Source organism: Kineococcus gypseus, assembly GCF_050871305.1.
GTDB lineage: Bacteria > Actinomycetota > Actinomycetes > Actinomycetales > Kineococcaceae > Kineococcus > Kineococcus gypseus.
The window spans coordinates 1-14555 of the sequence record NZ_JBJLRD010000041.1; the positions used below are offsets into that span (position 1 = coordinate 1).

At 76.9% G+C, this 14555-nt stretch carries 13 protein-coding genes; 6 read left to right on the forward strand and 7 right to left on the reverse strand.

Going from position 1 to position 14555, the window contains the following annotated elements; genetic code table 11:
- Positions 1-52 precede the first annotated feature (52 nt).
- Positions 53-613 carry a hypothetical protein gene (locus tag ACRYMN_RS14940; protein WP_432496625.1) on the reverse strand — a complete coding sequence of 187 codons (561 nt, stop codon included), beginning with the start codon at positions 611-613 and terminating at the stop codon, positions 53-55.
- A gap of 238 nt (positions 614-851) precedes the next feature.
- Between ACRYMN_RS14940 and ACRYMN_RS14945 the strand changes: the two genes are divergently transcribed.
- Complete coding sequence (locus ACRYMN_RS14945) at positions 852-1541, forward strand: DUF998 domain-containing protein (RefSeq protein ID WP_432496628.1); 690 nt, start codon at positions 852-854, stop codon at positions 1539-1541.
- A 54-nt stretch (positions 1542-1595) separates the two neighbouring features.
- Here ACRYMN_RS14945 and ACRYMN_RS14950 read toward each other — a convergent pair whose 3' ends face one another.
- A complete protein-coding gene (locus tag ACRYMN_RS14950; protein WP_432496630.1) occupies positions 1596-2567 on the reverse strand; it encodes an ATP-binding protein in 972 nt (323 codons plus the stop codon).
- A 205-nt stretch (positions 2568-2772) separates the two neighbouring features.
- Here ACRYMN_RS14950 and ACRYMN_RS14955 point away from each other — a divergent pair, with 205 nt between their 5' ends.
- The 4 genes from ACRYMN_RS14955 (at position 2773) to ACRYMN_RS14970 (ending at position 7914) form a co-directional block, all read left to right on the forward strand.
- A complete protein-coding gene (locus ACRYMN_RS14955) occupies positions 2773-3525 on the forward strand; it encodes a YqjF family protein (RefSeq protein WP_432496632.1) in 753 nt (250 codons plus the stop codon).
- A gap of 147 nt (positions 3526-3672) precedes the next feature.
- Positions 3673-5067: a hemolysin family protein gene (locus ACRYMN_RS14960; RefSeq protein WP_432496635.1), complete on the forward strand. Its 1395-nt coding sequence runs from the start codon at positions 3673-3675 to the stop codon at positions 5065-5067.
- On the forward strand, positions 5064-6086 hold the full coding sequence (locus tag ACRYMN_RS14965; RefSeq protein ID WP_432496637.1) for a hemolysin family protein: 1023 nt from the start codon (positions 5064-5066) through the stop codon (positions 6084-6086). Before ACRYMN_RS14960 ends, ACRYMN_RS14965 begins: the two co-directional genes overlap by 4 nt.
- A 25-nt stretch (positions 6087-6111) precedes the next feature.
- Entirely contained in the window at positions 6112-7914 is a 1803-nt protein-coding gene (locus ACRYMN_RS14970) for a prolyl oligopeptidase family serine peptidase (RefSeq protein ID WP_432496712.1), read from the forward strand.
- 31 nt (positions 7915-7945) lie between these two features.
- Here the strand turns inward: ACRYMN_RS14970 and ACRYMN_RS14975 are convergent, their stop codons facing one another.
- Complete coding sequence (locus ACRYMN_RS14975; protein WP_432496640.1) at positions 7946-8512, reverse strand: TetR/AcrR family transcriptional regulator; 567 nt, start codon at positions 8510-8512, stop codon at positions 7946-7948.
- Between the two features lie 65 nt (positions 8513-8577).
- Between ACRYMN_RS14975 and ACRYMN_RS14980 the strand changes: the two genes are divergently transcribed.
- On the forward strand, positions 8578-9612 hold the full coding sequence (locus tag ACRYMN_RS14980) for an aldo/keto reductase (protein ID WP_432496643.1): 1035 nt from the start codon (positions 8578-8580) through the stop codon (positions 9610-9612).
- A gap of 72 nt (positions 9613-9684) precedes the next feature.
- On the opposite strand, the gene ACRYMN_RS14985 is transcribed toward ACRYMN_RS14980, so the two are convergent.
- From ACRYMN_RS14985 to ACRYMN_RS15000, 4 genes are all read right to left on the reverse strand, one after another.
- Positions 9685-10932, reverse strand: coding sequence for an Nramp family divalent metal transporter (locus ACRYMN_RS14985; protein ID WP_432496646.1), 1248 nt, complete (start codon positions 10930-10932; stop codon positions 9685-9687).
- A gap of 84 nt (positions 10933-11016) precedes the next feature.
- On the reverse strand, positions 11017-11535 hold the full coding sequence (locus ACRYMN_RS14990) for a GNAT family N-acetyltransferase (protein WP_432496649.1): 519 nt from the start codon (positions 11533-11535) through the stop codon (positions 11017-11019).
- On the reverse strand, positions 11528-12754 hold the full coding sequence (locus ACRYMN_RS14995; RefSeq protein WP_432496652.1) for an MFS transporter: 1227 nt from the start codon (positions 12752-12754) through the stop codon (positions 11528-11530). The genes ACRYMN_RS14990 and ACRYMN_RS14995 overlap by 8 nt, the downstream gene beginning before the upstream one ends.
- Before the next feature lie 162 nt (positions 12755-12916).
- Positions 12917-14551 carry an ABC-F family ATP-binding cassette domain-containing protein gene (locus ACRYMN_RS15000; RefSeq protein ID WP_432496655.1) on the reverse strand — a complete coding sequence of 545 codons (1635 nt, stop codon included), beginning with the start codon at positions 14549-14551 and terminating at the stop codon, positions 12917-12919.
- Positions 14552-14555: the final 4 nt, after the last annotated feature.

The following is a 14555-nucleotide window of genomic DNA, read 5'->3' on the forward strand; positions in this document are numbered from 1 at the left end:
CGGGTGGCCTTGCCGGCCACCCGCCGCAGCGCCCGCGTGGAGCACGTCCTGCTCAGCCGACGCGCTCAGCGGTGTTCTTGACGAAGACGTCCGTGACGGTGGAGTCGCCACCGGCACCGACGACGGTCACCGGGACGTGCCGGCTCTGCCCGGCCTGGACGACGACCCCGTTGATCCGCCGGATGGTCGCGTCGGAGTACGGGTGCACGCCGTCGCAGGCGTCGGTGCTCAGCCACTCCACGAGGTCGACGGAGATCGCGCCGTCCGTGCCGACCTCGTGGACGTTGTTGAAGAACGTGCGGCTCTGGGTGTTCTCGGCGCAGTCGCTGGTCAGCGTGCGGGCGTAGGAACCGTTGTCCCAGTTCGTGAACTTCACGAAGGTGCTGCGCAGGCTCGACGCGGTGGCGTCCGGGCGGACCCAGTTGTTCTGGGTGACCTGGTAGTGGCTGGTGAGGCTGACCGTGTGCCGGTACACCGGGTCGCCGGGGCTCCACGCGGACGCCGGGGCGGCGGCGACGAGGGAGAGGGCCGCCGCCGAGGCGACCGCACCCAGCGCGGTGGCGGTGCGGGCGGTGCGGGCTGTGCGGGCGGTGGTGCGGGCGTGCAGGGCCATGGCGGTTCTCGCTCCTGTTCTGGCCGGTGCCCGGGGGCCGGTCCCCTCGAGCGCTGCCGGTGACGACGAGCCTGCTGGAGCGAACCCCTCGGCCCGAGGGTGCTCACCTGCACGTCGGGGGTGGTGCAGGCACCACCGGCACCGGCAGGTGCGCACCCGCGTGCGGCCGGCCCGGTCCGGTCACGCTCGGGGGAGGCGGGTGCCGGCGCGGCGCCGCCACCACCCCGAGGAGGTCCCCGTGGACGCGACGACCGCACGCCCCGCCCCGCCGCAGCCCACGCCCGCCCGGTGGGCCGGCGCCTGGCCCGCCCCGGCCGTCGCGGCCGCGGCCGGGTCCGGCGCGTTCGCGCTCTCCGTCGTCGTCGCGGGCGCCCTGCACCCCGGCTACAGCCACGTCCGCGAGGCGATCAGCGCGCTGGCGGCCACCGACTCGCCCTCGGCGTGGGTCGCGGTCGCCGGTTTCCTCGCGCTGGCCGCCGGCACCACTGCGGCCGGCGCGACCCTGTGGGTGCGCCTGCGCGCCGGCGCCGCCGGCCGGGTCGCCGCCGCGCTGGTGGTCCTGTCCGGCCTGACCGCGGTGGGCTCGGGGCTGGCCCGGCAGGACTGCTCCGAGGCCGACGCCGCGTGCGCCGCCCGGGAGGCGGCCGGGGCGCTCAGCACGCACCACTGGGTGCACCAGTACACGTCCCTGGCGGTGTTCGTGCTGCTGTCGGTGGCACTGCTGCTGCTGCCGCGGGCGCTGCGCGCGAACCCCGGCTGGGCGCACCTGGCGACGGCGACCCGGCTGGTCGGCCTCGCCGCCGTGCTGGTGATCGCCGCGCTGATGACCGTGGGCTTCGGGGACGTGAGCGGACTGGTCCAGCGGCCCTTCGTGGCCGTGCTCTTCGGCTGGCCGGTGCTGCTGGCCGCCGCCCCCGCGCGCCGCTGAACCGCCGCGCGCGGGGCCCGGGGGTCTGCGGTGCGCGCGGCCGGGGCGCCCGGCTCAGTCCAGCGGGCCGTCCCACGGGCGGGGTCGCCCGCCGCGCAGCTGGCGCTCGAACTCCTCGCCCATCCAGTGCGAGAGCTCCTCGACGTCGGGGACCTCGGAGAGGGTGAGCAGGCCCAGCGAGCGGCCCACCCGCTCCGCCTCGGCCATGCGCGCGCGCCAGCGCGTGACGCGCTCCAGCTCGTAGGAGGCGCGCGGGTACTCCAGGTCGACGCTGTCCAGGCCGTCGGCCAGCGCGGCGAGCTTGCGGGTCTCCGCGCCGTTGAGGTGCCCGCCGTACTCGGAGTCCAGCAGGTCGGTGACGTCGTGGGCCAGCGCTGCGGTGGCGGCGTCGGGGAAGGCGTGCGCCAGGTCCAGCAGGCGCAGCTCGCGCAGCATCGCCTCGCGGTGCTCGCGCAGGCGCACGCCCCGGCGCAGCGGGTAGCGCAGCAGCCGCAGCGGCTCGGCCCCCGCGGGGGCGGGCGCCCCGTCGCCGGCGCCGCCCGCCGAGAGCTCGGCGACGGCGGAGGCCCACTCGGCGGCCATGAGCGCGTCCACGTGGCCCTGCTCCTCGCGCTCGCGCTCCTCGTCGCGCCCGGCCGGCGGCGCGGCGCTGCTCAGCTCGCACCACACGCTCTTGCCGCTGCCGTCGGGGTGCACCTCGGTGCCGCGGGCGGCGCTCAGGGCCGTGATCAGGCGCAGGCCGCGGCCGGTGGCGGCGGTGAGGCTGCGCGGCACCCACTGCGGGGCGACGGGGGAGGGGTCGGCGACCTCCAGGCGCACGGCGTCGCCGGTGCGGTGGACGGTGAGCACCACGGGGCCGCCGGCGTGCAGGACGGCGTTGGTGACCAGTTCGCTGGCGCACACCTCGGCGTCGTCGACGACCGCCCCGGGCACCGCCGGGCCCAGCACGCGGCGCACGTGCCCGCGGGCTCGCGCGGCGCTGCCGGCGTCGGGCTGCAGCCGCAGCACGTGGTCGGCGTCGGGCACTGCGCTCCTCCTCCCGGACCCGGCTGCTCCAGTCCCGCTGCGGGCCGCGCGCGGGCCCGGACCCTCGGCACCCGGTGGGTGCCCCTCCGCAGCAAAACTACACACCGTGCGGGCAGCGTGACGCCGGGTGCGGAGAAGGGGGCCCGTCCGGAGCCTCGCGGGGGCCGGGCGCGCACCCCGGCGCCCGGCGCCGCACCCTGGTCCGGTGATCGAGCGCCTCCCGTCCCCCGACGCCCCGCCGCTGGAGGGCGCGGTGATGATGCACCAGCACTGGGACGACATCGCCTTCCTGCACTGGGCCGTCGACCCCGGGCAGGTCGCCCCGCACCTGCCGCCCGGCGCGCGCCCCGACGTGCTCGACGGGCGCACCTACGTGGGCCTGCTGCCCTTCACGCTGCGCGGCGCCGCGCCCGGCCGGCTGCCCGCGGTGCCGCACCTGGGCACGTTCCTGGAGACGAACGTGCGCTTCTACTCCGTCGACGACGCCGGCCGGCGCGGGGTGGTCTTCGCCAGCCTGGACGCCTCCCGCCTCGCCGTCGTGCTCGGTGCGCGCGCGGCGTTCTCCCTGCCGTACCGGTGGTCGCTCATGCGCCACGCCGTGCGGGTGCGCGAGGGCGCGCGCGAGCTGCTGTGGACGTGCCGCACCCGCACCGGGGTCACCAGCCGCGTCGCGGTGCGCGAGGGCGCCCCGCTGAGCGCCCCCGACGACGTGGCCACCTTCGTCAGCGCCCGCTACGGCCTGCACGTGGCCGCGTTCGGGCGCACCCGCTGGATCGCCAACGAGCACGAGCCGTGGCCGCTGCGCAGCGCCGAGGTGCTGGAGCTGGACGACGGGCTGCTGGGCGCCGCCGGCTTCGGCGACCTGGCCGGGCGCGCCCCGGACCACGTCGCCTTCGCCCGCCGGGTGACCACCAGCTTCGCGCTGCCCCGGGAACTCGCCCCCGCCGCGCCCCGTTGAGCCGGGGGACGACCGTCCCCGAGACCAGGAGAGGACCGCCGCCGCCGTGCGCGACGACGACCCCCCCAGCACCGCCGACCCCTCAAGTACCCGCTCCGCCACCGCGCGCCGCGCGCGCCCCCGCACCGCCGAGGGGGTGCGCCGCCGGTGACGGACGTGCTCACCCTCCTCCTCGGCGTCGTGGTGGTCCTCGCCATCACGGTGGCCACCGGCTACTTCGTGGCCCAGGAGTTCGCCTACGTGTCGGTGGACCGCTCGGAGCTGAACGCCCGCGCCGCCGCCGGCGACGCCGGGGCGCAGCGGGCGCTGCGCGTGACCGGCCGCACCTCGTTCATGCTCTCCGGCGCGCAGCTGGGCATCACCGTCACCGGCCTGCTCGTCGGCTACGTCGCCGAACCGCTCATCGGTCGATCGCTCGGCGCCCTGCTCGGCGGCGTCGGCGTCCCCACCGCCGTCAGCGTCGGCACCGGTGCGGTGTTCGCGCTGGTGCTCTCCACGTTCGTGCAGATGCTCTTCGGCGAGCTGTTCCCGAAGAACTACGCCATCGCCCGGCCCCGGCCGGTCGCCACGCGGCTGGCCCGCTCCACCCTCGTCTACCTCGCCGCGCTCGGCTGGCTGATCCAGGTCTTCGACCGGGCGTCGAACGCGCTGCTGCGCGCGCTGCGCATCGAGCCGGTGCACGACGTCGAGCACGCCGCGACTGCGCGCGACCTGGAGCACATCGTCGAGGAGTCCCGCACCAGCGGGGACCTGCCGGACGACCTGGCCGTGCTGCTCGACCGCGTCCTCGACTTCCCCCGCCGCGACGTCGAGCACGCGATGGTCCCGCGCGCGCGGGTGGACACCGTCACCGACACCGACGACCTCGGCCTGCTGCGCGCGCTCATGGCCGTCGGCCACTCCCGCTACCCGGTGGTGGCCGCCGGGTCCGGGGACGTCGTCGGCGTCGTGCACCTGGCGGACCTGCTGACCACCGCCGAGCCGGACACCGCGCCGGTCACCGCGATCGCCCGCCCGCCGCTGGTCGTCTCCACCCTGACGGCGCTGCCGGACGTGCTGCGCGAGCTGACGCGCACGAGGGACCAGCTCGCCTGCGCCGTCGACGAGCACGGCGGCTTCGCCGGCGTCGTCACGGTCGAGGACCTCGCCGAGGAGCTCGTCGGGGAGATCACCGACGAGCACGACGAGCACACCGGGTACGTGCCCGTGGAGGGCGACGGGGTGTGGGAGGTGGCCGGCGAGGTGCACGTCGACGAGGTCGAGCGCTCCCTGGGCGTGGACCTGCCGCGCGGCGACTACGAGACCGTCGCCGGCCTGGTCATCGCCGCCCACGGCGGCCTGCCGCGGCCGGGCACCGAGCTGAGCGTCGAGCTGCTCGCCGACCCGGGCGACCTCGCCCGCGACGGGGGCGCTGCGCCGCGCAGCCTGCACGTGCGGGTCCTCGCCGTCGAGCGCCACGTCCCCTCCCGGGTGCGCCTGGAGCTGCCCGCGCCCGCCGACGCCGCCACCGGCACCACCACCGAGCAGGAGAACCCCCGATGAGTGACGACCCGCTGGTCGTCGTCCCCGCCACCGTCGCGATCGTCGCGCTGAGCGCGTTCTTCGTGGCGGTCGAGTTCGCCCTGCTGGCCGCCAAGCGGCACCGCCTGGAGGACGCCGCCGGCACCGCCTCGGGGCGCGCCGCGCTGCGCAGCTCCTCGGAGCTGACGCTGCTGCTGGCCGGTTCCCAGCTGGGCATCACCGCCTGCACCCTCGCGCTGGGCGCCCTGAGCAAGCCGGCGGTGCACCACTGGCTGACTCCGCTGTTCGAGGCCGTGGGCCTGCCCCCGGCCGCCGCCGACATCCTGGGTTTCGTCCTGGCCCTGTTCGTCGTCACCTTCGTGCACCTCGTGGTGGGCGAGATGGCGCCGAAGTCCTGGGCCATCGCCCACCCGGAGCGCTCCGCGCTGCTGCTGGCGATCCCCATGCGCGCCTTCATGCGGGTCTTCCGCCCCCTGCTGGCCGTGCTGAACTCCGCGGCCAACGCGCTGGTGCGCCGCGCCGGCGCCGAGCCGGCCGACGGGGTCGCCGCCGGGCACAGCCCCGACGCGCTGCGGCACCTGCTGGAGCACTCCGTGGACGTCGGCGCCCTGGACGCGCGCTCCTCCGCGCAGCTGTCGGGCGCGCTGGAGCTGCAGCGGATGACGGTGCACGAGCTGCTGCGACCGGGCGCGCCGCTGGCGGTGGTGCCACCGTCGGCGACCGCCGGGGACGTGCGGGAGGTCAGCCGCCGCACCGGTCACCTGCGCGTCCTGCTCGGCGCGCCCGAGCGCGTCACCGGCGTGGTGCACGTGCGCGACACGCTCACCGAACCGGACGCCACCCCGGTGGCGCCGTTCGCCCGGCCGGTGTTCGCCCTGGCCGCCGGCACCACCGTGCACGCGGCGCTGACGGCGATGCGCGAGACGCGCAACCACCTCGCCGTCGTCACCGCCGACGGCACCCCCGCGGGTGCCGTGCACGGCGTGGTCACCCTGGCCGACGTGCTGCGCCGCCTGCTGCCGGTGCCCGCGGCGGGCTGACCCGGGCCCCGCGCCTCGTGGCACGATCGGCCGGGTGAGCGAACCGCAGGTCGTGCCCGAGCAGGTCCCCGTCTGGGAGCGCCGCTTCCGCGCCGGGCGCGTGGGGCTGCCGGAGTGGGCCGAGGACGCCCCGCAGCGCTGCGTGGTGGAGGCCACCGTGCGCGGGGTGCTGGAGGTGCACTCCTTCGACGCGGGCACCGGCGAGCTGCGCCGGGCCACCGACCGGCCCGAGGGCACCTCCGGCGCCACGATCGACCCGGCGGGGGAGTTCGTGTGGTGGTTCGACGACACCGCCGGCGACGAGTTCGGCGTCTGGCGCCGCCAGCCGTTCGGCTCCGCGCCCGGCGAGGGCGTGGAGGACCCCCTGGGCCTGCCCGCGGCCTACCCGGCGGGCCTGGCGATCGGGCGCAGCGGCCTGGTCGTGGCCGGCGGCAGCGACGACGAGCACGGCACCCGCGTGCACGTCGTCGACGGCGGCGGCGCGCGGCTGCTCTACGAGCACCGCGAGGACGCCTACGTCGGCGACCTGTCCCCGGACGAGCGGTGGGTGGCGCTGTCGCACTCCGAGCGCGGCGACTCGCGCCACCCGGACCTGCGGGTGCTCGAGCTGCCCGGCGGGGCGGTGGTGCGCGAGCTGTCCGACGGCCCCGGCAAGGGGGTCGCCCCGATCGCCTTCGCGCCGGTGCCCGGCGACCCGCGCCTGCTCGTCGAGCACGAGCGCGACGGGCGCGCGGAGCTGCTCGTGCTGGACGTGCTGACCGGCGAGGAGACCCCCGTCGTGCTCGGGGTGCCCGGGGAGGTCGCCGGGGCGGAGTGGACCCGCGACGCGCGCGGGCTGCTGGTGCTCGTGGACCACCACGCCCGCACCCTGCTGCACCGCGTGGACCTGGGCACCGGCGCGGTCGAGCGCATCGGCCCCGAGGGCGGCAGCGTCGGGGCGGCCACCGCCCGCCCCGACGGCGACGCGTGGCTGGCGTGGTCGTCGGCGCAGCGCCCGCCGGCGGTGCGCACCCTGGCCGGGGACGTGCTGCTGCGCGCCCCGGGCGAGCCGGCGCCGGAGTCGGTGCCCGTCGAGGACGTCTGGGTGGACGGCGAGGGCGGGCCGGTGCACGCGCTGCTGCGCCGCCCGCCGGGCGCGGACGGGCCGCTGCCGCTGGTGGTGGAGGTGCACGGCGGGCCCAGCGCCCACGACACCGACGCCTTCCGCGCCTACCCGGCCACCTGGGTGGACGAGGGGTTCGCGGTGGTGCAGGTGAACTACCGCGGCTCCACCGGGTACGGCTCGGCCTGGCGCGACGCGCTGGAGCAGCGGGTGGGGCACACCGAGCTGGCCGACGTGGCCGCCGTGGCCGACCACCTCGTGGCCACCGGGGTCGCCGACCCCGCCCGCCTGGTGCTGGCCGGCGCCTCCTGGGGCGGGTACCTGACCCTGCTGGGGCTGGGCACCCAGCCGCAGCGCTGGGCGGTGGGCCTGGCCGCGGTGCCGGTGGCCGACTACGTGGCCGCCTACGAGGACGAGATGGAGGGGCTGAAGGCGTTCGACCGCTCCCTCTTCGGCGGCTCGCCCGAGCAGGTGCCGGGCAGGTACGCGGACTCCTCGCCGATCACGCACGTGGACGCGGTGCGCGCGCCGGTGCTGGTGCTGGCCGGGCAGAACGACCCGCGCTGCCCGATCCGCCAGATCGAGAACTACCTCGCCCGGCTGCAGGAGCGCGGCGCGGTGCACGAGACGTACCGCTACGACGCCGGGCACGGCTCCCTGCTCGACGACGAGCGGGTGCGCCAGATGCGCGTCGAGCTGGACTTCGTGCGCCGCCACCTGCCCTGAGACCGCGCCCGGGTCCGGGCGCGGTCGGCGCTCAGGCGGCGGGCCGCGGGCGCATCCCGTCGAGCAGCAGGTCGACGACGCGCTCGGTGTACTCCCGGTCCGGCGTCGAGAGCCGCGACAGCGTGGTCAGCAGCTCCACCGGGCTCAGGCGCGCGTCGACCTGCCCGGCCTCGACGGCGGCGTCGAGCAGCGCGCCCAGCGCCGGCTCGAAGCGGGCGGAGAAGTAGGCGGGCAGCGGCTCGAACGCCGGGTCGCCGGAGTGCAGCGCGGCGGCGAGGCCGCGCTTGGCGGCGAGGAACGCGGTGAAGCGCCGCAGCCACAGGCGCAGCGCCTCCAGGGGCGGGTGGGCGGCGGCCAGCACCGGCGCCTCCTGCGCGCAGGCGTCGACCTCGTGCCGGAAGACCGCGGTGACCAGGTCCGAGCGCTGGGGGAAGTGCCGGTAGAGCGTGCCGACCCCGACGCCCGCCCGCGCAGCGATCTCGCGCACGGGCGCGTCGACGCCGTCGGCGGCGAAGACGTCGCGCGCGGCTCCCAGCAGCGCGTCCAGGTTGCGCTGCGCGTCGGCGCGCACCTTGCGGTCCACGGGACCCCCTTGCAAAAGCGGAACAGTGTTCCGTACAGTTCCGGAAGAGCGTTCCGCTTCATCGTCCCACAGGAGGAACCGTGCAGCACCGCCCCCTCGGCCGCACCGGCATCAGGGTCAGCCCCTTCGCGCTCGGCGCGATGATGTTCGGCGCCGTCGGCAACCCCGACCACGACGAGACGACGAGGATGCTCCACCGCGCGCTCGACGCCGGCGTGAACCTCGTCGACACCGCCGACATCTACTCCCACGGCGAGTCCGAGGAGATCGTCGGGCGCGCCCTGGCCGGCCGGCGCGACGACGTCGTGCTCGCCACGAAGTTCCACCTGCCCATGGGGGAGGACCCCAACGAGCGCGGGGGCTCGCGCCGCTGGATCACCCGAGCGCTCGAGGGCTCGCTGCGCCGGCTGGGCACCGACCACGTCGACCTCTACCAGGTGCACCGCCCCGACCCGGACACCGACGTCGAGGAGACGCTCTCCGCCCTGAGCGACCTCGTCCGCCAGGGCAAGGTCCGCGCGATCGGCACCTCCGGCTTCCCGGCCTCCGAGATCGTCGAGGCGCAGTGGGTCTCCGAGCGCCGCGGGCTGGAGCGCTTCCGCACCGAGCAGCCGACGTACTCCCTGCTCAACCGCGGCATCGAGGAGGAGGTCCTGCCCGTGGCGCAGCGCTACGGCATGGGAACCCTCGTCTACTCCCCGCTGGCCGGCGGCCAGCTCACCGGCCGGTACCGCGCGGGGCAGCGGGACGAGCGGCCCGCGGCCGGGCGCGCCGCGATGTTCCGCTACTTCTCCGACGAGCGGCGCCTGCTGGCCGTGGAGCGCTTCGCCGCCCTCGCCGACGAGGTCGGCGTGCCGCTGACCCACCTCGCGCTGGCGTTCGTCCTGGCGCACCCCGGCGTCACCTCGGCGATCCTCGGCCCGCGCACCTCGGCGCAGCTGGAGGACCTGCTCGCCGCCGCGGACGTGCGCCTGGACGACGACGTGCTCGACCGCATCGACGGGATCGTCGCCCCCGGCGAGGACGTCGGCCTGCTCGACATGCAGTACCGCACCCCGCCGATCGGCGACCCCTCGCTGCGCCGGCGCCCGCTCGCGCAGCGCTCGGCGCGCTGAGCGGCGCGGCACCCGGCCGGGTGCTCAGCCGGGTGCTCAGCCGGGTGCTCAGCCGGGTGCTCAGCCGGGTGCTCAGCCGGCGAACGTCAGGTACAGCAGGGCGGCGTTGAGCGCGACGACGAGGGCGACGGCCACCGTGGCCGCCACCCGGGTGCTCGTGCGGTTGACGTGCTCGCCCATGAGGGCGCGCTCACCGGTCAGGCGCAGCAGCGGCACCAGCGCGAAGGGGATGCCGAAGCTGAGCACCACCTGGCTGACCACGAGCGCGCGCGTGGGGTCCACGCCGGCGGCCAGGACGACCAGCGCCGGCACGAGGGTGACCGCCCGGCGGGCCAGCAGCGGCACGTGCACGCGCAGCAGGCCCTCCATGATCACCGCACCCGCGTAGGCGCCCACGGACGTCGAGGCCAGCCCGGAGGCGAGCAGGCCGATCGCGAAGAGCAGCCCGGCGCCGCCGCCGAGGGTGGCCAGCACCGCGGCGTGCGCGCCCTCGAGGGTGTCGGTGCCCTCCACGCCGCGCAGCGCGGAGGCGGCCAGCAGCAGCATCGAGATGTTGACGACGCCGGCCAGGACGAGCGCGCCGGCGACGTCGAGGCGGGTGGCGCGCAGCACGCGGCGGGTGTCGGCGGCCGCGACGGCGCCGTGGTGGTCGCGCGCCACCGCCGAGTGCAGGTAGATCGCGTGCGGCATGACGGTGGCCCCCAGCATGCTCGCGGCCAGCAGCACCGTCTCGGCGCCGGCGAAGCGCGGCACCAGCCCGGCGGCGGCCTCGCCCGGGTCCGGCGGGGCCAGCACCACGCCGGAGACGAACCCGAGCACGATCACCAGCAGCATCGCCACCACGGCGGCCTCGAACCAGCGCACCCCGGCGCGGTTGTGCAGGGCCAGCAGCAGCAGCGAGGCCGCGCCGGTGATCAGGCCACCCGCCAGCAGCGGCGTGCCGAACAGCAGGTTCAGCGCCACCGCTCCGCCGATGACCTCGGCGAGGTCGGTGGCCACCGCCACCAGCTCCGCCTGCCCCCAGTACCCCAGGCGCGCCGGGGTGCCCAGGCGCTCGCGCAGCAGCTCCGGCAGGGTGCGGCCGGTGACGACGCTGAGCTTGGCGGAGAGGTACTGCACCAGCACCGCCATGGCGTTGGCGGCCACCAGCACCCACAGCAGCAGGTAGCCGTAGCCGGCCCCCGCGGTGAGGTTCGCGGCGACGTTGCCGGGGTCGACGTAGGCGACGGCGGCCACGAACGCCGGGCCGAGCAGCCGCAGCAGCCCGCGCCGGGACGTGGGCGCGGGCGGGCGCCCCGCGGCGCGGGTCTCGGTGGTCACGGGCTGAACGTACACAGGAGTTCGGCCCACCGAAACCGGAGCGCCGCGGGGCGTGCCCGCCCGGTCAGCGCTCCCCGCCGGGGCTCACAGCTCCTTGGCGAAGCACAGGCACAGCGGGCTGTCGGCCCACTGCCCGAACGGCGCGGTGCGCTCGTAGCCCAGCCGCCGGTACAGCGCGACCGCCTCCGGCTGCGCGGTGCCGGTCTCCAGGCGCACCCGCCGCGCCCCGCGCGCGCGGGCCAGCTCCTCGAACGCGCCCACCAGGGCGGTGGCCACGCCGCGCCCGCGCGCGTCCCCGCGCACGAACACCCGCTTCATGTCCACGCCGCCGGCGAACTCCGCCGGGTCGGCGTCGGCCTGGGCGATGCACCCGGCCGGCTCGCCGTCCAGCAGCCCCAGCAGGAACCGCGTGCCCGGGGCGAGGTGGTACTCCTCGCGGCTGCCGCCGGGGTAGCGGCGCAGCAGCTCGTCGACCGCCTCCACGAGCAGCGGCTCCAGCCGCTCGTCGCCGCGCTCGACGGCCACGACCTGAACGGCGGCGCTCCCGGCGCTCCCGGCGCTCCCGGTGCCCGCCGTGCCGGTGGTGCGCGTGCGCTCAGGCACCGGCGTCCTCCGTGCTGCGCACCCCCGAGCGGCGGCGCTGGGCGGGCACCGCGGCCACGGCCGGGTCCAGCGGGGCCCGGCCGGTGGCGTCGGCGCGGGTGGCCACCGCCAGCACGCCCAGGCCCAGCACGGAGAGCCCGGCGGCGACCAGGGCGGTGGAGGCGTAGCCCAGGCCGGCGTCGATGACCGCCCCGCCCAGGAAGGCGCCCGCGGCGTTGCCGGTGTTGAACGCCGCCTGCATCGCGGCCGCGGCCATGCTGGCCCCGCCGCCGGCGGCGACCATCGCGCGCGTCTGGATGGCCGAGGACATCGAGAAGGCGACGAAGGCGAACGCGAAGACCCCGGCGGCCGCGGCCACCGGCGAGGACGCCACGGCGAACAGCGCCAGGTACACCGCCACCAGCCCGGACATGCCCATCACCAGGGTGTTCTGCACCGACCAGTCGGCCAGGCGCCCGCCGAGCAGGTTGCCGGCCGTGGCGCCCAGGCCGAAGAGCACCAGCACCCACGACACCGACGACTCCGCCAGCCCGGAGACCTCGGTCAGCAGCGGCGAGACGTAGCTGAAGACGGTGAACATCCCGCCGAAGCCGACGACCGTCACCACCAGCGTCAGCCACACCTGACCGCGGCGGAACGCGCCCAGCTCGCCGCGCAGCGAGCCGGTGCCCACCCGCACCTCCGGCACCAGCGCGAGCAGCGCGGCGACGGTCACCAGGCCGATGAGCCCGACCAGCGCGTACGTCAGGCGCCAGCCGGCCTGCTGGCCCACCCACGTGCCCAGCGGCACGCCGACGACGTTGGCCACCGTCAGCCCCGCGAAGACCAGCGAGATCGCCCGGCCCTCCTTGCCGGCCGGCGCCAGCGCGCGCGCCACGACCGCGGAGGCGCCGAAGAACGCCCCGTGCGCCAGGCCGGTGAGGAAGCGCGCGCCCACCAGCGCCGAGAACGTCGGCGCCAGCGCGGTGGCCGCGTGCGAGGCGGTGAACAGCGCCATCAGCCCCAGCAGCACCTGCCGGCGCGGGCGCGAGTGCGTCAGCGCCGTCAGGGTCGGGGCGCCGACGACGACGCCGACCGCGTAGGCGGTGATGATCCAGCCGGCGAGCGGGATGGACACGTCGAACGTCTGCGCGACCTGCGGCAGCAGGCCCATGGAGACGAACTCGGTGGTCCCGATCGCGAACGCGCCGACGGCCAGGGCCAGGAGGGCGAGGGGCACGGTGCTGCTTCTTCCACGAGTCGGACGGGTGGGTGGTGCTCGAGAGTGCTCCGTCGCGCCCCGGCGTGCCCCCATCATCGCGCACGGGGGCGCGCCGCTCCCAGCCCCGCGCACCGGCGACCATCGGAACCGTTGCCCGGCAGCACCTCCCGGGCGTGGCGCTCACACCTCGCGCACGGCCCCGTCCGCCACGGCCAGGCGGCGCGTGACGCGCACCGCCTCCAGCAGCCGGCGGTCGTGGCTGACCAGCAGCAGCGTGCCGGTGTAGGACTCCAGCGCCTGCTCCAGCTGCTCGATGGCCGGCAGGTCCAGGTGGTTGGTGGGCTCGTCGAGCACCAGCAGGTTCACCCCGCGCGCCTGCAGCAGCGCCAGCGCCGCGCGCGTGCGCTCGCCGGGCGACAGGCTCGAGGCCGGCCGGCCCACGTGCGCCGCGCCCAGGGCGAACTTCGCCAGCAGGGTGCGCACCTCCGCGTCGCTCTGCTCGGGCACCGCGGCGCCGAAGGCGCGCGCCAGCGGCTGCTCGCCCAGGAACAGCCCGCGGGCCTGGTCCACCTCGCCGACCTCGACGCCCGAGCCCAGCGAGGCGGTGCCCGCGTCGGGGGCGAGGCGGCCCAGCAGCAGGTCCAGCAGCGTGCTCTTGCCGGCGCCGTTGGGGCCGGTGACGGCCACGCGGTCGCCGGCGTCGAGCTGCAGGTCCACCGGGCCCAGGGTGAACGCCCCGCGGCGCACCACCGCCCCGCGCAGCGCGGCCACCACCGAGCCCGAGCGCGGCGCGGCGGCGATGCTCATCCGCAGCCGCCACTCCTTGCGCGGCTCCTCCACGACCTCCAGCCGCTCGATCATCCGGTCGGTCTGGCGGGCCTTGGCGGCCTGCTTCTCGCTGCCCTCGCGCATCTTCGCGCGGATGTTCTTGTCCGGCTCGCCCTTGCGCACGGCGTTGCGCACGCCCTTGGCCATCCAGTTGCGCTGCATCCGCGCGCGCGCCTCCAGCCCGGAGCGCGTCTCGGCGTACTCCTCGTACTCCTCGCGCGCGTGGCGGCGCTGCACCTCCCGCTCGGCCAGGAACGCCTCGTAGCCGCCGCCGACGACCCGCACGAGCTGCTGGGCCAGGTCCAGCTCCACCACCCGGTCCACGGTGCGCGCGAGGAACTCGCGGTCGTGGCTGACGACGACGGCCGGCGAGCGCAGCTGCGCCACGAAGCGCTCCAGGCGCTCCAGGCCGTCGAGGTCGAGGTCGTTGGTGGGCTCGTCGAGCAGGAAGACGTCGTAGCGCGAGAGCAGCAGCGCCGCCAGCCCCACCCGGGCGGCCTGCCCGCCCGACAGCGCCGTCATCGCCCGCTGCGCGTCGACGCTCAGGCCGAGGTCGGCGAGCACCTCCCCGCGCCGCTCGTCCAGGTCCGCCCCGCCCAGGGCCAGCCAGCGCTCCAGCGCCTCGGCGTAGCGGTCGTCGGCGCCGGGCGCGCCCTCGGCGAGCGCGGCCGCGGCGGCGTCCATCGACTCCTGCGCGGCCGCGACGCCGGTGCGCCGGCCGAGGAAGCCCGCGACGGACTCCCCGGCGCGCCGCTCCGGCTCCTGCGGCAGGTACCCCACGGTCGCGGTGGGCGGGGACAGCGAGACCGCGCCGGTCTCCGGGCGCGCCAGGCCCGCGAGCAGGCGCAGCAGGGTGGACTTGCCCGCGCCGTTGGCGCCGACGAGGCCGACGACGTCGCCGGGGGCGATGACGAGGTCCAGGCCGGAGAAGAGGGTGCGCGTCCCGTGCGCCGCGCTGAGGTCCTTGGCGACGAGGGTGGCGCTCACACCC